Annotated in this window: 19 protein-coding genes and 1 pseudogene; 12 read left to right on the top strand and 8 right to left on the bottom strand. The window is 53.6% G+C overall.

The annotated features are described in order from the left end of the window. Positions 1-10: 10 nt before the first annotated feature. From ABIE29_RS16695 to ABIE29_RS16685, 3 genes are all read right to left on the bottom strand, one after another. A complete protein-coding gene (locus ABIE29_RS16695) occupies positions 11-2542 on the bottom strand; it encodes an outer membrane usher protein (protein ID WP_429619800.1) in 2532 nt (843 codons plus the stop codon). 52 nt (positions 2543-2594) lie between these two features. Beyond that, entirely contained in the window at positions 2595-3131 is a 537-nt protein-coding gene (locus ABIE29_RS16690) for a fimbrial protein (RefSeq protein WP_429619799.1), read from the bottom strand. A gap of 97 nt (positions 3132-3228) precedes the next feature. Next, positions 3229-3759, bottom strand: a complete 531-nt coding sequence (locus tag ABIE29_RS16685; protein ID WP_429619885.1) for a fimbrial protein — start codon at positions 3757-3759, stop codon at positions 3229-3231. Positions 3760-4344: 585 nt separating this feature from the next. Between ABIE29_RS16685 and ABIE29_RS16680 the strand changes: the two genes are divergently transcribed. From ABIE29_RS16680 to ABIE29_RS16660, 5 genes and pseudogenes are all read left to right on the top strand, one after another. Further along, positions 4345-4635, top strand: coding sequence for a FaeA/PapI family transcriptional regulator (locus ABIE29_RS16680; RefSeq protein WP_429619798.1), 291 nt, complete (start codon positions 4345-4347; stop codon positions 4633-4635). 148 nt (positions 4636-4783) lie between these two features. Further along, the gene (locus ABIE29_RS16675) at positions 4784-5305 is read left to right on the top strand and encodes a hypothetical protein (protein WP_429619797.1); all 522 of its coding nucleotides are present in this window, start codon (positions 4784-4786) and stop codon (positions 5303-5305) included. Further along, the gene (locus ABIE29_RS16670) at positions 5299-5670 is read left to right on the top strand and encodes a pilin glycosylation ligase domain-containing protein (RefSeq protein WP_429619796.1); all 372 of its coding nucleotides are present in this window, start codon (positions 5299-5301) and stop codon (positions 5668-5670) included. The genes ABIE29_RS16675 and ABIE29_RS16670 overlap by 7 nt, the downstream gene beginning before the upstream one ends. Before the next feature lie 386 nt (positions 5671-6056). Then, positions 6057-6882, top strand: a pseudogene (gene dinD / locus ABIE29_RS16665) (DNA damage-inducible protein D). A 477-nt stretch (positions 6883-7359) separates the two neighbouring features. Further along, complete coding sequence (locus ABIE29_RS16660) at positions 7360-7776, top strand: hypothetical protein (RefSeq protein WP_429619795.1); 417 nt, start codon at positions 7360-7362, stop codon at positions 7774-7776. A gap of 42 nt (positions 7777-7818) precedes the next feature. On the opposite strand, the gene ABIE29_RS16655 is transcribed toward ABIE29_RS16660, so the two are convergent. Further along, on the bottom strand, positions 7819-8208 hold the full coding sequence (locus tag ABIE29_RS16655; protein WP_429619884.1) for a hypothetical protein: 390 nt from the start codon (positions 8206-8208) through the stop codon (positions 7819-7821). 104 nt (positions 8209-8312) lie between these two features. Continuing rightward, positions 8313-8459 carry a hypothetical protein gene (locus ABIE29_RS16650; protein WP_429619794.1) on the bottom strand — a complete coding sequence of 49 codons (147 nt, stop codon included), beginning with the start codon at positions 8457-8459 and terminating at the stop codon, positions 8313-8315. Positions 8460-8675: 216 nt separating this feature from the next. Here ABIE29_RS16650 and fdnG point away from each other — a divergent pair, with 216 nt between their 5' ends. From fdnG to fdnI, 3 genes are read left to right on the top strand one after another with little or no spacing between them, the layout of a single operon-like run. After that, positions 8676-11723, top strand: coding sequence for a formate dehydrogenase-N subunit alpha (gene fdnG / locus ABIE29_RS16645; protein ID WP_429619793.1), 3048 nt, complete (start codon positions 8676-8678; stop codon positions 11721-11723). Between the two features lie 12 nt (positions 11724-11735). After that, positions 11736-12629 carry a formate dehydrogenase subunit beta gene (gene fdxH, locus ABIE29_RS16640; RefSeq protein WP_115159582.1) on the top strand — a complete coding sequence of 298 codons (894 nt, stop codon included), beginning with the start codon at positions 11736-11738 and terminating at the stop codon, positions 12627-12629. Further along, the gene (fdnI, locus tag ABIE29_RS16635) at positions 12616-13257 is read left to right on the top strand and encodes a formate dehydrogenase-N subunit gamma (RefSeq protein ID WP_429619792.1); all 642 of its coding nucleotides are present in this window, start codon (positions 12616-12618) and stop codon (positions 13255-13257) included. Before fdxH ends, fdnI begins: the two co-directional genes overlap by 14 nt. Before the next feature lie 43 nt (positions 13258-13300). On the opposite strand, the gene ABIE29_RS16630 is transcribed toward fdnI, so the two are convergent. Next, positions 13301-14188, bottom strand: coding sequence for a LysR family transcriptional regulator (locus ABIE29_RS16630; RefSeq protein ID WP_429619791.1), 888 nt, complete (start codon positions 14186-14188; stop codon positions 13301-13303). Between the two features lie 109 nt (positions 14189-14297). Between ABIE29_RS16630 and ABIE29_RS16625 the strand changes: the two genes are divergently transcribed. Both ABIE29_RS16625 and ABIE29_RS16620 read left to right on the top strand, forming a co-directional pair. After that, positions 14298-15377: a linear amide C-N hydrolase gene (locus ABIE29_RS16625; RefSeq protein WP_429619790.1), complete on the top strand. Its 1080-nt coding sequence runs from the start codon at positions 14298-14300 to the stop codon at positions 15375-15377. A 190-nt stretch (positions 15378-15567) separates the two neighbouring features. Then, a complete protein-coding gene (locus ABIE29_RS16620; RefSeq protein WP_429619789.1) occupies positions 15568-16752 on the top strand; it encodes a NupC/NupG family nucleoside CNT transporter in 1185 nt (394 codons plus the stop codon). A gap of 44 nt (positions 16753-16796) precedes the next feature. On the opposite strand, the gene ABIE29_RS16615 is transcribed toward ABIE29_RS16620, so the two are convergent. Then, complete coding sequence (locus tag ABIE29_RS16615; protein WP_429619788.1) at positions 16797-17234, bottom strand: DUF3574 domain-containing protein; 438 nt, start codon at positions 17232-17234, stop codon at positions 16797-16799. Positions 17235-17520: 286 nt separating this feature from the next. Between ABIE29_RS16615 and ABIE29_RS16610 the strand changes: the two genes are divergently transcribed. Beyond that, the gene (locus tag ABIE29_RS16610; RefSeq protein ID WP_429619787.1) at positions 17521-18138 is read left to right on the top strand and encodes a trimeric intracellular cation channel family protein; all 618 of its coding nucleotides are present in this window, start codon (positions 17521-17523) and stop codon (positions 18136-18138) included. Here the strand turns inward: ABIE29_RS16610 and ligB are convergent. Then, positions 18135-19856, bottom strand: coding sequence for an NAD-dependent DNA ligase LigB (ligB, locus tag ABIE29_RS16605; RefSeq protein ID WP_429619786.1), 1722 nt, complete (start codon positions 19854-19856; stop codon positions 18135-18137). The genes ABIE29_RS16610 and ligB overlap by 4 nt on opposite strands. A gap of 284 nt (positions 19857-20140) precedes the next feature. Here ligB and gmk point away from each other — a divergent pair, with 284 nt between their 5' ends. Further along, complete coding sequence (gene gmk, locus ABIE29_RS16600; RefSeq protein ID WP_429619785.1) at positions 20141-20764, top strand: guanylate kinase; 624 nt, start codon at positions 20141-20143, stop codon at positions 20762-20764. Positions 20765-20791 lie beyond the last annotated feature (27 nt).

Below are 20791 nucleotides of genomic sequence, written 5' to 3'. Positions count from 1 at the left end.
CGCGTGGTGGTTACGTCTCTGTGCGTGCACGCACCGGATGGCACGGCAGCAGCAGCGTATTCATCAGCATGTCCGCCGGCAGCGGGGTTGGCATCCGCACCTCGCACTGCGCCACCCCACCCCAGTGCACCGTCATGGCGTCACCGGCGTTAATGCCGCTCAGGTAGACGCTGCCGCCGTCGTTGACCAGGCCGGTCTCCTGTTTGCGCGCATTCATCACCGTCGCGCCAAACGGCGGCTCGCTGCCGTCGGCCAGTTTGATCACCGCCATCGCCTTGGCACCGGCAATCACATCAAACTGCCGGTAGCCGATGGCACCTTCGGTCAGCGTCGCCTGGACCACCGATTTGGTGGCTTCGGCGTTGTCACCGAGCTGGTTCACATCGATGCTCGCCTTGTTGCGGTAGTAGCTGTTCACGTCACCGATGACTGCCTTGCCCCAGGCGTTGGTGTTGGTGGTGCTGCCGTACCCGCGCACCGGCACGTCCGGCACGCCCTGGGTATCAATCAGCATCCGGGTGCCGCCCGCCGTGCCGGCACGGTGCAGTGCACCGCCGTTCGCCGTCAGCGTCATTCCGCCCTGCATCGACATGCCGACGGCGCTGTAGCGCCCTTCCTGGTAGCTGGCATTGGCACTCATGCGCGTCGTGTCTCCTTCATGGTTGTAATAACCGTTCACGTTCACGCCGCTGCGAGAGCTGCCGGCACGCAGTTGGTAGTTGTTGTGCTCATCAATCCGGTCGGAGTACCCCACCTGATGCGTGGTGTCGTTACGGTTCACTGTGGTGTTGTAGCTCACCGTGGCGTTGCTCCCCCACGGCATCGACAGCGACAGGTAAGCCCCGTCGTCTTTGGTGCCGTTATATTCATTGCGGTACGCCGACAGCGACAGACTCAGGTTTTTAAATCGCCCCACGTCGAAATAACGCGACATCGTCAGGTTGTAACGATCATTGGCAGGCCGGTCCCAGTAGGTCTGATGGCTGTAGTTGATGTAGCTGCTCAGCCCCCAGTCACGGAAGTGCTTGTTGAAGGTGACGGTGTACATCTCCTTGCCGTTGCCGGTCCGGGTGCCGTAGTATTTCGCATCCAGGTACTCGCTCATGCTCATGAAGTCCTGCTCCGAGAAGCGGTAGCCGGCGAAGGTCACCTGGCTGTCGTACTCGTCAAAGTTCTTCGAGTAACTCAGGCGATACGAGCCGCCGCTGAGCGTGCCCTCTTCCTGCGGCAACCGCGCTCGCGACTGTGTGGCGTCGAACGACAACGCCCCCAACAGCATCAGGTCACGCCCGATACCCAGTGACAACGCGTTATAATCCCCACCCGCCAGCGCGCCCCCATACAGCGACCAGCCGTTGCTGATCCCCCAGGAAAACTCACCGGTGCCGAACACCGGGCCGCGCGAATGATGCTGCCAGTCCGACGGCTTGCCCGCCGCCAGCTTGAAGCGTACCGCCCCCGGCCGCGTCAGGTACGGGATGTTCGCGGTGTTCACCACAAACTCCTGCACGCTGCCGTCCTGCTCTTCCACCCGCACGTTCAGCTCACCGCTGACCGCATCGTTGATGTCCTGAATGCGGAACGGCCCCGAGGCCACGGTCGTCTCGTACAACACCCGCCCCTGCTGGCTGATGACCACCCTGGCGTTGGTCTTTGCCACGCCCACCACTTCCGGGGCGTACCCACGCAGGTTCGGCGGCAGCATGTTGTCGTCCGATATCAGGCTCGCCCCGGTAAAGCGGAAGCTGTCGAACATGCCCGAATCCAGGTAGTTCTCCCCCAGCGTCAGCTTCGACCGCAGCGACGGCACCGCCCGGTAGGCGTAATACCGGCTCCAGTCCAGTTGCTGGCGGGACGACTGACCGCTGTCGGTCTGGTGGTCAAGGTTGGCTTGCCAGTCCGCACGCAAACGCCAGGCCCCCAGGTTCACCCCGGTCGTGCCGTTGCCACTCAGGTTCTGTGTGCTGCTGCCGCCTTGCTGCTGACGCTGGCTACGGGCATTGACGTTGTAATCAAACAGCAGACCCGGAATACCCCCGTCCCAGCGGGACGGCGGGTCCCAGTTCTCGTCGCTGTACTCCAGGAAGGCCTGCGGAATGCTGATATACAGACCGTTGGTGGCAAGATCACCCCGCACTTCCATTCCCGGTACGCTGCTCTCATCCAGACACTCACCGTCATGCCACCAGGTCAGATCCTTGAGCACGCCCTCCTTGAACCCCAGCTCATTCGCCAGCGCCTGGCTGATACAGGCCCGGCTGCCGTTCGGATCCGCCTTCGGCGCATAAAACGCGATCTGCTGCTCCGGCAGGTCATTCTTGTTGATATGCACCACCATGCCGTAGGTACCCGGCATGATGTAGCCCCCACGGGAAAACTGGCTCAGGTCGATATTTTTGCGGTCGTTGACGTCCAGCACATCCGTGTTGAACTGAATGTCGTCTGCCGCGTAGACCACGGTCATCGGTGAGCCCAGGGCCAGCGAGACGCACAGCCCCACCGCCTGGAGTCGAACCCGTTTTCCTGTTGGTGACAATCCCATTTCCTTACCTTTTTATTTTAAATAATCGTTGACGATGCACTGCGCGAGGTATTCAGAAATAATCCAGTTTGAAACGAATTGACGAAAAATAATCGCCGGGTTTCAATGCGTGATTATTTGCCACCAGTTTCAGGGAGTAATTCAATTGCATGCTGCCGGGAATAATATCGACAAAGGGCAAGACCTTGCCGGGTAACGCAATATTTCCCGAGTCATCAGAAATTTGCAGTCCCACCCCGGAAGCGCCTCCGCGAACACCAAATAAATCCCCTTCCGTGTCACCGTCAAAGGTCACCTGGAAGTGCTTCCAGTCCGCTTTTCCCGGGCGGTCAAGCACACAATCAACCAGATCTATTGAAAAGTGTTTACTGCGCCCCTGACCATCACGAACAATATCCGCCACGGGGATCACCCCCATGTCGATACTTTGCTCACGACTGTCCACCTCAATGGCGCAGGCGGTGTCGATAATACTGCCCTGAATATTGACCCTCCCCCATCCCGCCAGGTCACCGGCGGCATACGCAGAAAATAATACAGGGGGAAACAGGCAGGAAAATACGATTAACGTTATTCTATTAATGTGCATCTTCCATTATTCCTTTGGGCGACTCACCTAAAAAAGCATGCGGGAATCCCGCATGCACAGACACACCAATATTTAAAATAAAGGGAATAAAAGGGGCTTAGTTGTACGCCAGGGTAAAGTCAGTCACCGCCTGGAAGTCACCTTCGGTAATGGTTGCTGACGCGCCATCACCTTGCATGTAAGCAGCGAAGCTCAGGGTGTTGTTACCGCCCTGCAATGTCTGCTCTTTAGTTGCCTGACCCAGCGTGATGACCCGGCCATCCGCCTGGGTGATAGCGACGCTGGCGCCCTTGGCATTACCGGTGATCCCCAGCAGACCGTTACCCGCTACAGATTCCATGCCGGTAAAGGTCACCTGGACCTTGTTCTTGGCAGCCGGTGTGCCGAATGAACAGTCTTCCAGTTTGATATCAAAGTTCTTTGGCGTGGACTGGCCACTGTTTTGCAGGGCGACATTAGAAATCTGCCCCAGTTCAACAGTCTGATCGACATACTCCGGTGCGATAGAACACGGTGCATCAATAATAGAACCGGTGAAGGTGACTTTACCGTGACCCTGGTCAGCGTGCGCCATAGATGCTGAACCAAATGCAATTACAACAGCCAACAAGGCTTTATTCATTTTCATGGACATAAAATACATTTCCTTTTCCTTTCTGAGTGGTATTGACGTATTCAGGCACCTTGCCCGTAATAATTGTATTGCGACAATGTCATCTCGCGTTTAAGTGGCAATGGAAAGCCAAAATAAATGTATATCACACGGGAAATACCCCAGCGCGATCTAATTACTCACAAATTACGTGAAATATGTCACAACGAGAAAGACATTTCCGAAATAGAGTTAATTCTGACAAAGTTTTATGAAATATAAAAGACTGCAATGAGAATTATCGAAAAAAAACAATATCAGTTCAATTCTGATAGCGAATTTGTAAACAAACGAAACAACAGATCGTTAAAAATAAATGAACAGAGTTTCATCTCGTTGAGTGGCTATTCAATAAAATCTTAGATCGCATTTTCCGTATTAGCGACTACAATGTTTTGAAAACAACAAATCACAGACCAAACGCTCGCCTTGCCAGTACAAAATGTGCGCGCGGCAGTGCACAAAGTTTGCGCTTATTTAACCATTCGGAAAATAAACAGGACAGTATTGTGCACAGCAGCACGCAGCTTAATTGGCATGGACAACCCCGGAGATGTCACAATGACAAACCACATTCCCTCAGTACGTGCCTCACGATTTCCTTTATATCAAGCGGTGTTAAAGACGCTACTTTCCCTTACGCGCAACCCGGCGAACGGGTCTGTTATTCCGGCGCCATGTACCTGGGTGTCAACGCGACAAATCTCCAATGCCCTCGATATCAGTATTTATCAGGCCCGCCTGATACTGCTAGAGCTGGTCAAACACGAGCTGGTTCTCGTCAGCAACGGGCGGGTCAACAATTCACTGCGCTGGTATCCGCATGCCCGTGCGCAAAGCTTAACGTTCTAATCTCATTAAGCCGCAACTGTTTATTAAATTTTATATTTCATAAAGAAATTCCTTGTTCTAAATAGCCCTGCCATACATAGGCAGGTTATCAGCAGGTTTTTATATTCCGACTTAACGCGTAATCCCCGCCCCGTGCCTGGCGGAAATAATGAGAACAGATGAAATCATGCATCATCCACAAAGCGTTTTACCCTTGCGCCACCGGGTTGGCCTGGCAACAGTACCTTTGGGGTTGCTGCTGATTTGGTTGACAGGCCTCACCCCGCTCTACCTGCCGAATATGGGGGGGAGCGGCCTTAAATTGCCGCAAAATATGTTGGCCTGGGCCATGATGGGCGCCGTGATTGCCACCCTTTGGTTGACGCTGCCGGCAGGCAAAACGGTTCGCCTCACCGTCACCGCCCGCTGGGTGTTGCTGGCCATGGTGATTTTGGCTATCCCGTTGCTTTATGCCCCACACGCATGGCGCGAGGCTGCAGGGGCGCGGTGGCTGGCGTTATTTGGCGGATGGGTTTTCTATCTCTCATTATTGCAATACACAACGCCGCGTTTCGCTCGCCATTGGCTGTATTACGCCATAGTGATAGCCACCGTTTACCAGGCATTGATTGCCTGCTGCAGTTCACTGTGCCGGAAACGGTCCCCACGTGGTTTGCCTACCCCATGTTAAACGGCCGGGCTTACGGGGTGTTCCAGCAGGCAAACGTGCTGGCCAGCTTTTTGGCTACCGGATTGGCGCTGGCGTTAATGCTGTTTCTGCTCCCCGCCTTTACCTGCGACCATACCGGCTCTGAACGCCTGCGGATCCAGGGCTTGGGACTGATGTTGGTCCTGTTCTCGGTCGTCCTGGTTTGGTTGCAATCACGTATTGGCTGGATCGGCGGCGCAGCCGTTGCCCTGCTGTTTTTAACCCGCTTTCACTCACTGCCCCCTCCTGCGTGCCAAATGGGCGGTATGCCAGACTTCCCGACAATCAGCGCCGCTGCTGCCGTTTCCATTAAGTGGGGTTTTGCGACAAGTACGCGCGCGGGATGATCGGCACTGAACCAACACAAAAAACCCGTTTGTTGGTTCAAAACGGCCTTGTGTTGGTTCACTTTTTGAAAATAAAGTCATATAAAACAACTATCTTTACAAATTGAACCAACTGAACCAACATACTTTTGCTTATATATAGAGAAATAATCGGGAATAAAAACGCTTTCAAACGGTGAAACGGCGCTTGGCGGGCAGGTGATTGCCAGATAACAGCGCGTGAGGTGGTGGCCGGTAAGCAGGTTTTACCCTGAACAGCCGAGACATAAATCGTTCGATACTATTGAGCATTTAATCAGCACTCTTTATGCTATTACATGCGCTTTAATGCCCTTCCTTGCATCGAGTAGATATACCACCCGATTACACAGCCGAAAGGATGTGTTATGAACGAACATCACCAGCCGTTTGAGCAATTCAGACAACAAGACTCGAATGGCATTGAGTTTTGGTCTGCCCGTGATCTATCTAAAATCCTGGATTACTCGGAATACCGACACTTTGCCCCAGTGTTGGAGCGCGCAAAAGAGGCTTGTTTAAACAGCGGTCATTCTGTCGAAGACCATTTCGAGGATGTCCTCGCAATGGTCAAAATTGGCTCAGGTGCGTTAAGAGAGCTTAAGGACGTTAAGCTCTCCAGATATGCTTGTTATCTTGTCGTGCAGAATGGTGATCCAGGCAAGACTGTGATTGCGACCGGGCAAACCTACTTTGCAATGCAAACCCGCAGGCAAGAACTTGCTGATGATGAAACATTCAAACGCCTTCGTGAAGATGAAAAACGGCTGTTCCTGCGTAATGAATTGAAAGAACACAACAAACAACTGGTTGAGGTTGCACAACAATCCGGGGTCGAGACAACGCTGGATTTTGCCATATTTCAGAACCACGGCTATCAAGGCCTATACGGTGGATTGGATCAAAGGGCTATCCACCAGCGTAAGGGGCTTAAAAAGAGTCAAAAAATACTCGACCATATGGGTTCTACTGAACTTGCTGCCAACCTATTCCGAGCAACACAGGCCGAGGAAAAATTGCGCCGAGATCAGGTGAAATCAAAACAACAGGCAAATCAGACTCATTTTGATGTTGGCAGAAAAGTGCGACAAACCATCCAAGAACTGGGTGGTACCATGCCAGAAAATCTTCCTTCACCGGAAAAAAAGCATCAAGCAACTCGAATCAGCGGCCAAGCGACTGGATAAGAAATAAGCTAATCAGGTGAGCACTTCGTTTTACCGTGTACACAAGGGTGTACACAATCAAAAATCGCATTATCACAAACCCAATCACAGCAAGGCTTAGATGCCGATACTCAATGAATAGATCCACGCTAAAAGCCATAGAGCCCGCACATTAGCGGGCTTTTTTGTTGTCATGAGCTAGCATAACGAATCAAGAAAGTGCACGCTTTTCATACACCAAGATACGCTCCTATCGCTGCTCCTCTGCTATTAGTTATACCGATAGCGCATACCCTGCAACGAGAACCTACCAGCCAATCATTTCAGCATAATGGAGATTTGAGATGAGCAAACAGCACCAGCCTTTCGAAAATCTTCGCCTTCACGATGCAGATGGTAACGTGTATCGCAAATTCTGTTTTTCCGGCCCATCATTACTACTACAATAGCCGCCCCGGCAAGATAAGCGAGCACGGTTTCGGTTTGCTATCAGGCGACGGCAAAAATGGACATCAACAACTCTCAGGAAAGCGTACAAATGCCAAAAATAAAAAGCCAGGAAACTCTGGTACGCGAGCGTAAGCGCTGGGTGGTGCTAGCGATACTGGTGATAATCATTGCTGGCTGTTACCAGTGGTGGAAACAAGGGACACTGCGATACGAAGAGTGGAGCCCCAACCAGCAGTATGTGGTGCGCAATTATAAAACCTTCGAGTTTATACCGCGCTTCACCATGCCAGGCGATGGCGGGCATTACTCCGGCTACATGCGGGTTTATGACCGAAACGGCAAGCAGCTCTACGAAGAATATTCCGACCTGCTCGACTTTGTCGAAGGCCCCTTCTGGGCAAAAGAAGGCGTCTATTGGATGGGTAACGACAATCAGGACATCGTTCGCCTACCCACCTCGCCGGTAGATTGAAACTTGCGGACAAGTGGCCTCCAGAAGGGAGGCTTAACCAGGTCAGTGATAAGCGGCAGCCTGCTCTTCGGTAATCAACTCCATTTTTTCAAGCTGAACCGCAATGCCGCGCAGTGAGCGCCCAAACTCCAGGCTTAAAGCCTCTATCGTTTTGCCACCGCTGTAGCCTTGTTCCAACAGTTGCCTATCTTCTTCCGACCAAGGGAAATTGAAGTTGGCGGGCCTGCCTTCGGCAATATTTTTCTGCCGCCGCTCCTCGGGTGATAACTTCGTCTTTTTCACCCATTCTCGTTCGGCGTAAAACTCATCCGCCAGGGCAAACAGCATCCGGATCGTCTCTGGGGAATGAACCAGCGAGGTGTGATTCAAAAACTCCCCCGTTTCAGGGTTAATCCCCCTCGCCAACGCACGCAACGTCAGGTAGGTCTGCATCATGGTTTCCGTCCTTAAAAAATCTATCCGTCATTCTCGCGGCTAGTTCCCCACCTATTGTTGCTCGCAAAACGAACTATTCAACGATGCGATCGGATCACGTGTTAACTTTGCGAAGCAAATTCCAAATTAACTCCATTTTTTGCAATAAAATAACCACTTAAAAACAATACCCATTCAGAAATGGATAACTGGATACCATCAATAATTCTCCCGGCAATCGGTGAAACAGGTTTATCTAAAATACTCACAGAAAGTTTCCATTTGAAATTAATAAGTTAAATTAATTACTTACCGGATTTCGGCTGGTAGCGATAAATTAAAGATTACTCACCATGCCACTGGCTACTTATTAAGGAGTATTTTCCAGCTAACTCTCCCTTATGTTGATTTCCCTCAATAACGCTTGGGTTATTACTGTTAGTTTGCCATGACTAAAAAACCACTGATAAGCATTAGGGAAAGCAATGGACGTCAATCGCAGACAGTTTTTTAAAATCTGCGCTGGCGGGATGGCTGGGACCACGGTGGCAGCATTAGGCTTCGCGCCCAAGGCTGCGTTAGCGGAAACGCGCAACTACAAACTATTGCGCGCCAAAGAAACCCGCAACACCTGTACCTACTGTTCCGTAGGCTGCGGTTTATTGATGTATAGCCTGGGCGATGGGGCGAAAAACGCCAAATCGACGATTTTCCATATCGAAGGCGACGCGGATCACCCGGTAAACCGCGGGGCACTGTGCCCGAAAGGCGCTGGCCTGCTGGACTATATCCACAGTGATAGCCGCCTGCGTTACCCAGAGTATCGCGCGCCGGGTTCAGATAAATGGCAGCGTATCAGCTGGAATGAGGCCTTTGACCGCATTGCCAGGCTGATGAAAAATGACCGGGATGCCAACTTCGAAGCCACCAACGCCGCTGGCGTAACGGTAAACCGTTGGCTCTCTACCGGGATGTTATGCGCCTCTGCGGCCAGTAACGAAACCGGCATGCTGACACAAAAGTTTGTCCGATCGCTGGGCATGCTGGCAGTTGATAACCAAGCGCGTGTCTGACACGGACCAACGGTAGCAAGTCTTGCTCCAACATTTGGTCGCGGTGCGATGACCAACCACTGGGTTGATATCAAAAACGCCAACGTTGTGATGGTGATGGGCGGCAATGCCGCTGAAGCGCATCCGGTGGGATTCCGCTGGGCGATGGAAGCCAAAAACAACAACGACGCCACGTTAATCGTCGTCGATCCCCGCTTTACCCGTACCGCATCGGTAGCCGATATCTACGCGCCGATCCGCTCCGGCACCGACATTACCTTCCTGTCGGGCGTCTTGCTGTACCTGATTTCCAATAACAAGATCAACGCTGAATACGTCAAGCATTATACCAACGCCAACCTGTTGGTCCGGGATGACTTTACGTTTGAAGACGGGTTGTTCAGCGGTTATGACGAAAACAAACGTCAGTACGACAAAACCACCTGGAACTACCAGTTTGGTGAAGATGGCTATGCCTTGCGTGATGATACGCTCCAGCATCCGCGTTGCGTCTGGAACCTGCTGAAAGCACACGTCAGCCGCTACACGCCAGAAGTGGTGGAAAATATCTGCGGCACCCCGAAGGAAGATTTCCTGAAGGTGTGTGAAGTCCTGGCTTCCACCAGCGTAGCAGACCGTACCACCACCTTCCTGTACGCCTTGGGTTGGACCCAGCACACGGTCGGCGCGCAGAACATCCGCACCATGGCGATGATCCAGTTGTTGCTCGGCAACATGGGCATGGCGGGCGGTGGCATCAACGCCCTGCGCGGTCACTCCAACATTCAGGGATTGACCGACATTGGCCTGCTGTCCACCAGCCTGCCGGGTTACCTGACGCTGCCTTCGGATAAACAGACCGATCTGGCTACCTATCTGGCCGCCAATACGCCAAAGGCCACCTTGCCTGGCCAGGTTAACTATTGGAGCAATTACCCCAAATTCTTCGTCAGCCTGATGAAGAGCTTCTACGGCGAAGCTGCTCAGAAAGAGAATAACTGGGGCTTTGATTGGTTGCCGAAGTGGGATCAGTCCTACGACGTCATGAAGTACTTCCAGATGATGGATCAGAATAAGGTCAACGGCTATATCTGCCAGGGCTTTAACCCGGTCGCCTCCTTCCCGGATAAGAATCAGGTGGTTGCCTCACTGGCCAAGCTGAAGTATCTGGTGATCATCGACCCGCTGGTCACAGAAACCTCCAATTTCTGGCAAAACCACGGCGAGATGAACGATGTCGATACCGCGTCGATCCAAACCGAAGTGTTCCGGCTGCCATCCACCTGCTTTGCCGAAGAAGACGGTTCGATCGCCAACTCTGGCCGCTGGCTGCAATGGCACTGGAAAGGCGGCGATGCCCCAGGCGAAGCGATTACCGACGGCGAGATCCTGGCCGGTCTGTACCATCGCCTGCGCCAGATGTATGGCAGCGAAGGCGGTAAAGGTGTCGAACCGTTACTGAAGATGGGCTGGCACTATGAACGGCCAGATCACCCTGAATCCGAGGAAGTGGCCAAAGACAGCAACGGCTACGCGCTGGAAGATCTGTATGACGCCAACGGCAATCTGCTGGCGAAAAAAGGCCAGTTGCTGGATTCCTTCGCGATGCTGCGCGATGACGGCAGCACGGCTTCAGCCTGTTGGATCTATACCGGCAGTTGGACCAGCAAGGGCAACCAGATGGCCAACCGTGATAACAGCGATCCGTCCGGGTTGGGCAACACGCTGGGCTGGGCCTGGGCATGGCCACTGAACCGCCGCATTATCTACAACCGCGCCTCCGCCGACCCAATGGGTAAACCTTGGGATCCGCAACGCATGCTGATTGAATGGAACGGGGCCAAGTGGGTCGGGAATGATATTCCAGACTACAACACTGCCGCACCGGGCAGCGGCGTTGGGCCGTTCATCATGCAACCGGAAGGGCTTGGCAGACTGTTTGCCCTCGACAAAATGGCCGAAGGGCCGTTCCCGGAACACTATGAGCCGTTTGAAACGCCGCTGGGGACCAACCCACTGCATCCAAACGTGATCTCCAACCCGGCGGCCCGTCTCTATCCGTCCGACGCCAAGCGCATGGGTGATAAATCCGAGTTCCCTTATGTCGGTACCACCTATCGTCTGACCGAGCACTTCCACACCTGGACCAAGCACGCGCGCCTTAACGCGATCATGCAGCCGGAGCAGTTCGTGGAAATCAGTGAACGTCTGGCGAAAGAGAAAGGGATTGAGCAAGGCGATACCGTCAAGGTCAGCAGCAAGCGCGGCTTTATCAAGGCGAAAGCCGTGGTGACCCGCCGTCTGCAAACCCTGAAGGTTAACGGGCAGGATGTCGACACCATCGGTATTCCACTGCATTGGGGCTTTGAAGGGGCAGCCCGCAAAGGCTATCTGGCCAACACCCTGACGCCGTTTGTCGGCGATGCCAACTCGCAAACGCCGGAATACAAGGCGTTTCTGGTTAACGTGGAAAAGGTGTAAGGAGCCGAATTTATGTCCATGCAATCCCAAGACATTATCAAACGTTCGGCCACCAACACCCTGACACCGCCTCCGCAAGCGCGTGATTACAAGGCCGAGGTCGCCAAGCTGATCGACGTTTCCACCTGCATCGGCTGCAAGGCCTGTCAGGTGGCCTGTTCCGAATGGAACGACATTCGCGATGAGGTGGGCCACTGCGTCGGGGTTTATGACAACCCCGCCGATCTGAGTGCCAAATCCTGGACGCTGATGCGTTTCTCGGAGGTGGAGCAGAACGGCAAGCTGGAATGGCTGATCCGCAAGGATGGCTGCATGCACTGCGCAGATCCGGGTTGCCTGAAGGCCTGCCCGTCTGCCGGGGCAATTATCCAATATGCCAACGGCATCGTGGATTTTCAGTCCGAGCACTGCATCGGCTGTGGATACTGCATCAGCGGCTGCCCGTTCAACATTCCACGGCTGAACCCGCAAGACAACCGGGCATACAAATGTACCCTGTGCGTTGACCGCGTCAGCGTGGGCCAGGAACCGGCCTGTGTGAAAACCTGCCCAACGGGAGCTATCCACTTTGGCACCAAGGCAGAAATGCTGGACGTGGCGCAGGAGCGGGTCGAAAAGCTGAAGAAACGCGGCTTTGAACATGCGGGCGTGTATAACCCGCAAGGCGTTGGCGGCACCCATGTGATGTACGTACTGCACCATGCCGATAACCCCGAGTTGTACCACAATCTGCCGAAAGACCCGCATATCGATCTGTCGATCGGGTTGTGGAAAAGCGTGCTCAAACCCTTATCCGTGGCGGGTTTCATCGCCACCTTTGCCGGTTTGATTTACCACTACATCGGTATCGGCCCGAATAAGGAAGTGGATGATGAAGACGAGGAGGACCATCATGAGCAAAAGTAAAATGATCGTTCGCACCAAGTTTATCGACCGGGCCTGTCACTGGACGGTGGTTATCTGCTTCTTCCTAGTGTCGCTGTCCGGCATTGCGCTGTTCTTCCCTACGCTGCAATGGCTGACCGAAACCTTTGGTACGCCGCAGATGGGCCGCATCCTGCATCCCTTCTTTGGCGTACTGATCTTTATCGCGCTGATGTTTATGTTCTTCCGTTTTGTGAAGCATAACATCCCCGAGAAAGAGGACTGGCCGTGGGTCAAGGGTATCGTGGAAGTGCTGAAGGGCAATGAGCATAAGGTCGCTGACGTCGGTAAATATAATGCCGGCCAGAAGATGATGTTCTGGAGCATCATGAGCATGATTTTCGTGCTGTTGATCACCGGTATTATCATTTGGCGCCCGTATTTCGCCCACAACTTCCCGATCCCGGTGATCCGCTATGCGCTGTTGATCCACGCCGCGTCGGCGATCGTGCTGATCCACGCCATTCTGATCCATATGTATATGGCATTCTGGGTGAAAGGCTCAATCAAAGGCATGATTGAAGGCAAGGTCAGCCGCCGCTGGGCGAAGAAGCATCACCCACGCTGGTACCGTAAGGTCGAGGCTGAAGAACAGAAAGACGAGCAGTAAACCGTTGAAATTCGCCCCTTCGAATGAGGGGGCGACTATCTCGTCAAACTACCACTGAACCCTCAAAGATCTGCTGCATGCTTTCGATCAGGCTCAGCAATTCGCTATTGGCCCCAGGCTTCCACAGTGCCACCATCGGGTGCATCAACCCCTGTTTCCCCAATTCCGTATCGAGCCGCTCAACCTGCGGCAAGTGTTGCATGTTCAGATGCGTTGGCAGGAATGCCCATCCCAGCCCGGCGGTTAACAACGTTTGCAGCAAAGCCGGTTCATTGACGACCTGGATGCGATCGGCGATTTGCAGGCGTTTCGCCATCGGCTCAGGCAGGTCATTAAAGGGAATAAGTTGGGTGCTTGATGCCAGCGACAGCAAGGTGACCGGGCTGCCAGCGGGGAAAAAACCCTCGCGAGCATAGACGGCCAACTCAATGGCTCCCAAGGCTCGCCACTTAAATTTTTCGCCAATCGAACGGTTGATCGCCTGATAAACGCCAATATCCGCCACATCGTCTGCCAACGCCTGCTCGCCCTCGCCACGCTCCATCATCAGTAAATCAAGCTGAATGCCGCGTTGGCCCAGAAACATCGCCAGTTCCGTTAAAAAAGCGCGCGAAGTAAACGGGTCATAGCACAGCGTCAGCTTCTGCCGCACCTGCTGCGGAATATGTTGGGCCAGCAGGCTAAGGGCCTCTGCCTCCTGCAAAAACAGCCGAGCTTGCCGGTAAAGGCGCTGGCCCGCCTCGGTCAATTGCAATGGGCGGGTACGGCGATCGCACAGGGAATAGCCTAGATCCAATTCCAGATTTTCGATCAGTTCACTGACGGTGGTGCGATCCTTCCCCAACCGCTTGGCGGCTTGAGTGAGATTGCCGGTCTCACAAACGCTGGCGAAAGCTTCAATCTGCGCCAACGAAAAACCAATCTTCCCCATCTCTCCTCCACAAAATTGCGGGGGATTTCCCCCCGTTCATCCACTCTACGATATTAGTTTGCGGGCTTACCATTATTTTGTTCACCTCATTCAGGTAAGGAAAATAACCATGAAGAAGCTCACACACAGCGTATCAGCACTATTGGTTGGTGCCGCACTCAGCGCCAGCCTGGCAACCGGGGCGCAAGCCTGCACCCGCGCCTTTATGAATATGTACCCAGGCTATATGGTCAGCGCCCGTAATCTGGATTTCTTCGGGCCAGTAGATCCCTCACTGGTGATCACACCACGCGGTATTGCACATAACGGTGGGGATGCGAAGAACGCCGCCCAGTGGCAAACCCAATACGGCAGCGTCGTGGTTTACGCCGATGGCGTGTTCCCAATGGACGGTATGAATGAAAAGGGCCTGGCCGGTCATACGCTGTTTTATATGAACGGTAGCCAGGTGCAGCAGGACAATCAGGACAAACCGGTGATCGAAAGCCGCGCCTGGTTGAGCTATATTCTGGATAATTACGCCACCGTTGATGAAGCGGTTAAAGCCATCCGCAACGATGTACGCCTGGCTGCCGCCCGTATGCCTATCGATTACGCTTCGGATACCAAACACATCGCCATCGAAGACGTTAGCGGTGATTCGGCCATCATCGAGATCGATAACGGCAAAGTGAATATCTATCACGATAAAAATTATCGGGTGATGACCAATCCCCCTTCTTACGACCAGCAACTCAAAAATCTGACCAAGTATCAGAATGCCAAGCGCAGCGAGATCCCTGGTGGCTTGGAAGCGGATGAGCGCCTGGTGCGTGCCAGCTACGATTTGAAAAACCTGCCGCAACCGGACAATAAAAACCAGGCTCAGGGCTTCATCTTATCGGTGCTTAATAACGTGGCTTACCCGATCGGCTCACCGGCAGAGCCAAGCGAACAAAAGGTCACCGATATGTATGCCAAATACGGCAAGCGCCCGGATCAAAACAAAGGCATCGGGACTTACTGGACGGCGATTTCAGATCTGAGCCATGCGGAATATCACTTCAAGTCGGCCTTTGCGGCCTCGCAGGTTTGGGTTCCGCTGCATGACATCAACTTCAGCCAAGGGCAACCGGTGCGTAAGATCGCCCATCTTAACGACTATGCCCAACAGGGTTGGGAAGGTAACGTGCTGGCCCAGGCGAAATAACGCTTAACCCCCTATTTTTATAGGGGGAATTTCACGATCAAACGCTGCCAGCCGCCGATGGCTAGCAATAATCTGAACGCATAACACTCGCCCAAAGTATTTTGTTCTAATCGTCATGCGGGGTAATGAAAGGCACCACGGGCTGTGGCTAAATAGCGTTTTCCTAGCCTGTATGCCGTTCGGATTGTTTATGTCGCAAATTTTGCAATTTATTTTAGCCTTGGTGGTTATTGTCATTCTCGCGTTATTGGTCAGTAATAACCGCAGGAAAATCCGCCCACGTTATATTATTCAGTTGCTGGTGATTGAAGCCGCACTGGCCTATTTCTTCCTGCATTCAGCCAGCGGACTGGGCGTTATCAAGCACGTGGCTGATTTCTTTGCCATCCTGCTGGCCTTTGCAGCACAAGGCTCCGACTTTGTTTTCGGTGGCATGAGCAACCAGGGGCTGGCCTTTATCTTCCTCAGCGTGTTGTGCCCGATTATCTTTATCTCTGCGCTGATCGGCATTTTGCAGCATTTCCGCATCTTGCCGTTGGTGATCCGCGTCGTGGGTACCCTGCTGTCCAAAGTGAACGGCATGGGCAAGCTGGAATCCTTCAACGCCGTCAGCACGTTGGTGCTGGGCCAGTCGGAAAACTTTATTGCCTATAAGGGCATCATTGCGGATATCTCCCCACGCCGGATGTACACCATGGCAGCCACCGCGATGTCGACGGTTTCGATGTCGATCGTGGGTGCCTATATGGCGATGATCGACGCACAATACGTAGTGGCCGCGTTAATCCTCAATATGTTCAGCACCTTTATCATTCTCTCGATCATCAACCCTTATCAGGTGGACGACGAGCCAGAACTCAAGCTGAATAAACTGCATGAACAGCAGAGCTTCTTTGAAATGCTGGGGGAATACATTCTCGCGGGTTTCAAAATTGCGATGATCATTGCCGCCATGCTGATCGGCTTTATCGCCCTGATCGCCGCCGTAAACGCCATTTTTGCCGCTATTTTTGGTATCAGCTTCCAGCAGATCCTGGGCTACGTGTTCTACCCGCTGGCCTGGCTGATCGGCATTCCGGCGCCCGATGCGCTGCGGGCTGGCAGTATCATGGCTACCAAGCTGGTCTCCAATGAGTTTGTAGCAATGATCGAACTGAAAAAAATCGCGGCAGAGCTGTCCCCGCGTGGTTTGGGGATTCTCTCGGTATTCCTGGTGTCCTTCGCCAACTTTGCTTCCATCGGTATTGTTGCCGGGGCCATCAAGGGGTTAAACGAACGCCAGGGCAACGTGGTTTCCCGCTTCGGCCTGAAGCTGGTTTACGGCTCCACGCTGGTCAGCCTGCTTTCGGCAGCGGTTGCCGGGCTGGTACTGTAGAACGACAACCCGGCCTGCTGCTTGTGCGGCAAGCCGGGAATTCATTAAAACGCGACGCACACCGGCGCATCGACACGCATCACCGAGTCCTGGGCAAACTGTTGCTTATAGCGGGTGCGCAGCGCCTCAATATTTTGCTCACTGGCCGCATCAGGGCTATGGATCAACATCAACGCCTTGCTGTTTTCCCGCGCCAGCTTGCCATCGTTACCCAACCATTGTCCTTTGGCATCAAAGACCGATAACCCGTCTTTAAAGCGCGGAGTTACCTGTTGATCGACAAAGGTCTGCCATTCTGCCGCCGTAATTACCGGCCCTGCCGGGCGATTCAGACCAAAATAGAGCGTGGTTTGGGTCATCGACTCTCCGGTGCTGCACAACTCAGCCGGTTTCAGCGGTGAGGCCTTTTGCACAGGCGCTACGCAGCCACTCAACAGCAAGGTTATCGCGACGGCTGTCGCAATTATCGGGGTGTTTTTCATCTGGTATTCACTTTCCTTAATTTTGCCGCCAGTCAGGAGCAAGGCTGAACATCGGGTGTTATCAAGACAGAATGTATAATCACCAACAGAAATTATCGATTAATTTCTAATAGCCAGTTTAAATCGCAAGTAGTAATGAACACTAAAAATAGGTTAAAAATTCATATTACGCATTAGATAAAGTAATTCGAAACCTTCATCCTTAGAAAAACTCAGTGGTGATGCTCTCCTAGGCTGGTTACCCTCAGGCGTTGACATTCTAGCCCTCCGACCCTGTGAATCCCCTATGTTACTGAGCATTCTTTATATCATTGGCATCACCGCAGAAGCCATGACCGGCGCGTTAGCCGCAGGCCGCCGCCAAATGGATTTGTTTGGCGTGATTTTTATCGCTTCTGCTACCGCCATTGGCGGGGGGTCGGTGCGTGATATGTTGCTTGGGCACTTCCCGCTGAGTTGGGTAAAACACCCTGAGTATATTGTTATCATAGCCATAGCGGCAATTATCACCACCTGGATGGCGCCGCTGATGCGCCACCTGCGCCATCTGTTCCTGGTGCTGGACGCCATTGGGCTGATCGTTTTCTCGATCATCGGTGCGCAGGTGGCTCTGGATATGGGCCATGCCCCGCTGATCGCAGCCATTGCCGCCGTGATCACCGGCGTTTTCGGCGGCGTGCTGCGCGATATGTTCTGCAACCGTATCCCGTTGGTTTTCCAGAAGGAAATCTATGCGGGCATCGCCTTTGCCGCTGCCTGGCTGTATATCGGCCTGCAATACCTTAGCTTGCCGCATAACATGGTGATTATTATTACCCTGGTTGCTGGCCTCAGCGCTCGCCTGATCGCACTGCGTTTTCGTCTTGGCTTGCCGGTGTTTAACTATCAGCACCCCGACCACTAATCCGCTAACGCGCTACCAGGTAGTTCGACGTGATCGGCAACCGTATCAAAGCCGCTGATATTGTGCTGCTGCAGGGTTTGAACCAGTGCCAGAAAGGCAGGGTATTGCAAAAATTCCTGCACTTTGCTGGCTTTTTGCTCACCAATACCAGCAAGCTCCTGCCACTGTGCCAACGTCATTTGCTGTACCTGCGGCCAATTTTGCAGCGTAGCCAGCTGTGATGACGAAATTGGCACGCCGAGGGCGATCGGCCAACGCTGGAAAGGTTGCCGCCGCGCCAGACGAAATTGACGATAAAGGGCCTGCGCACGCTTCACCCCCAGGCTGGGCACCGAACTGAGCTGTTCCGGGGTTAAATCCAACCAATCCAGCAGGTTATTCACTAATCCCTGATCGATCAGCACCTGCCAGCCAGCTTTATTCAACCCGGTGATGTTCAGCCCATTGGAACTGCTCAACCAAACCAGCCGCGCCAGAAACTGCTGGCGGCATCCGGGCTGCAAGGTAAAGCAGCTCAACGCATGATAATCCGCCGGTATTGGCGCACTGGGTGTTGCCCTTGCAACCTCACGCCAGACCACCTGTTTCAAATGCGGGATGCCATGCCCCATCAGGCTAATCGCAATATGATCGCCAGGCACGATGTCCCATTTTTGCCACAGGGCCAGCGAGCCCACGTTAACCCGCCGGATCCATTTATCGTCCATACGCACCGGATCCAGGCGTAGCATCACGGCAATTTTGCCGGTGCGGCCAATGGCAAACTCAACATCCGCGACTCTGGCCACTTGCTGGGCCGGGGGATATTTCCAGGCAGCCGCCCAGTCATTGGGTTTGGCCTGCCAGTAACGCCCCGGTGGTTCTTGCCCTTGGTGGATCACCACGCCATCGGTGACAAACGGCAAAGGGCCGCTGTACCAAGCCGCCCGCCACTGCTCCACTTCCGCCAACGTAGTGACAGGCTGTGAATATTGCTGCGGCAGCGTAAAACCCATGTCGGCAAGCTGTTGCAGGCGTTCGGCCATGGTTGGCGGACCATCGGGCCACGCCCAGACGAACAGGCCAAGCTGCGCAAGTTGTGCAGTGGGCGGATTACGCATCAGCATCCCGGCAACCTTGGAGCGGGCGTTGATACCCCCTTGGGTTTGCTGTTGATGATCGCTCACCATCAGGAACAGCTCCCCTTGCAGTACCAAATTAGCCGTAACCTCCGGTAAAACGTTGGGAATAGCGGGGCTCCCTTTCACCTTTTCCAGCCAGTTTTCACCCTTCAGCCCATCCCCCCGGCTAATGGCATTCACCAATATGCCTTGCCGGTAGACCAAAGTGACCGCCACACCGTCAACCTTGGGTTGCACCCACAAGTCGTGGCGGCCCTGCATCCATTGCTCTACAGCACGCGAATTGCGCAGTTTACGCAATCCCGTGTGCGCTACTGGATGCGGTACTTTGCCCGCTGGCAATGGCCGCGTATCCTCTTCCACCACACCGACACAACGCCGCCAATCTTGTAGTTGCTGTAACAGGCTGTCGTAGAGCTCATCGTCGATCGGGCTGTTGCCCAGGCGATAATAAGCCTCATCCCAGCGCCCCAGTTGATCATCCAGCGCCGTGATTTCCAGTTGTAAACGCTCTGGCGACCACGCTGGACACCCAGCCCATGCCGAGCTACACAGCAATCCCACCGCCACCAGCGCCCGGTAAATACCTTTCCACATTGAGCACCTCCATGCTTTCCGGCAGTAAATACTCAATTGCCTTTGCTGGCTAACGCCAAAAAACGGAGGTGCGCAACGCTTCCCAAAAGGAATGTGCATTTGCTGAAAACGGCAAAAATTTCCAGATCCGCCGCGCAAATTGACTTTTTTCCGCTGTTTTTAGCAGAAAGCGGCGGCCAAAATGCGAGCTAACGCTGCATACCGCCCGTTAGCCGTGTATACTGTGCGGAGAATTTACACATCCGCTGTAACTGACTTATCAACCGCTAGCAACGAACATCATCATGGCTCAAGGCACGCTTTATATTGTCTCTGCTCCAAGTGGCGCAGGGAAATCAAGCCTGATTCAGGCTTTGTTAAAGACGCAACCGCTGTACGATACGCAGGTTTCGGTTTCACACACCACGCGCGATAACCGCCCGGGTGAAAATCATGGCGAACACTACTTTTTCGTCTCCAAAGACGAATTCCGCCGGATGATTGAGCAGGATGCGTTTCTTGAGCACGCAGAAGTGTTCGGCAACTATTACGGCACGTCCCGCGCGGCTATCGAGCAGGTACTGTCGACCGGCGTTGACGTCTTCCTGGATATCGACTGGCAGGGTGCACAGCAGATCCGTGCCAAAATGCCCCAGGCGCGCAGCATCTTTATTCTGCCACCGTCGAAGGAAGAGCTTGGCCGCCGCCTGCGTGGCCGTGGGCAAGATGCGGATGACGTGATCGCCAGGCGCATGGCGCAGGCCGTCGCGGAGATGACGCATTTCGCGGAGTATGATTATTTAATCGTGAATGACGATTTCGATCTGGCCTTGTCCGATCTGAAGACCATTATTCGCGCCGAACGCTTGCGTTTGGGCCGTCAAATGCTGCGGCATGATGCTTTAATCAGCAAACTATTGGCAGACTGAAGACAGTTTCAGTATTATGCCCAGTCT

Origin of the sequence: Serratia sp. 2723, assembly GCF_050434425.1 — a bacterium.
In the GTDB taxonomy this organism is placed as follows: Bacteria; Pseudomonadota; Gammaproteobacteria; order Enterobacterales; family Enterobacteriaceae; genus Chania.
This window is presented reverse-complemented; position numbering and strand designations above follow the sequence as displayed.

Coding starts and splice junctions, on each gene's coding strand:
- ABIE29_RS16625 (WP_429619790.1), top strand. CDS start 14,298: ATGAAGAAGCTCACACACAGCGTATCAGCACTATTGGTTGGTGCCGCA.
- gmk (WP_429619785.1), top strand. CDS start 20,141: ATGGCTCAAGGCACGCTTTATATTGTCTCTGCTCCAAGTGGCGCAGGG.
- ABIE29_RS16620 (WP_429619789.1), top strand. CDS start 15,568: ATGTCGCAAATTTTGCAATTTATTTTAGCCTTGGTGGTTATTGTCATT.
- ABIE29_RS16695 (WP_429619800.1), bottom strand. CDS start 2,542: ATGGGATTGTCACCAACAGGAAAACGGGTTCGACTCCAGGCGGTGGGG.
- ABIE29_RS16655 (WP_429619884.1), bottom strand. CDS start 8,208: ATGCAGACCTACCTGACGTTGCGTGCGTTGGCGAGGGGGATTAACCCT.
- ABIE29_RS16690 (WP_429619799.1), bottom strand. CDS start 3,131: ATGCACATTAATAGAATAACGTTAATCGTATTTTCCTGCCTGTTTCCC.
- ABIE29_RS16675 (WP_429619797.1), top strand. CDS start 4,784: ATGAGAACAGATGAAATCATGCATCATCCACAAAGCGTTTTACCCTTG.
- ligB (WP_429619786.1), bottom strand. CDS start 19,856: ATGTGGAAAGGTATTTACCGGGCGCTGGTGGCGGTGGGATTGCTGTGT.
- ABIE29_RS16660 (WP_429619795.1), top strand. CDS start 7,360: ATGGACATCAACAACTCTCAGGAAAGCGTACAAATGCCAAAAATAAAA.
- ABIE29_RS16630 (WP_429619791.1), bottom strand. CDS start 14,188: ATGGGGAAGATTGGTTTTTCGTTGGCGCAGATTGAAGCTTTCGCCAGC.
- ABIE29_RS16610 (WP_429619787.1), top strand. CDS start 17,521: ATGTTACTGAGCATTCTTTATATCATTGGCATCACCGCAGAAGCCATG.
- fdnI (WP_429619792.1), top strand. CDS start 12,616: ATGAGCAAAAGTAAAATGATCGTTCGCACCAAGTTTATCGACCGGGCC.
- ABIE29_RS16680 (WP_429619798.1), top strand. CDS start 4,345: ATGACAAACCACATTCCCTCAGTACGTGCCTCACGATTTCCTTTATAT.
- ABIE29_RS16670 (WP_429619796.1), top strand. CDS start 5,299: ATGTTAAACGGCCGGGCTTACGGGGTGTTCCAGCAGGCAAACGTGCTG.
- ABIE29_RS16615 (WP_429619788.1), bottom strand. CDS start 17,234: ATGAAAAACACCCCGATAATTGCGACAGCCGTCGCGATAACCTTGCTG.
- fdxH (WP_115159582.1), top strand. CDS start 11,736: ATGTCCATGCAATCCCAAGACATTATCAAACGTTCGGCCACCAACACC.
- ABIE29_RS16685 (WP_429619885.1), bottom strand. CDS start 3,759: ATGAAAATGAATAAAGCCTTGTTGGCTGTTGTAATTGCATTTGGTTCA.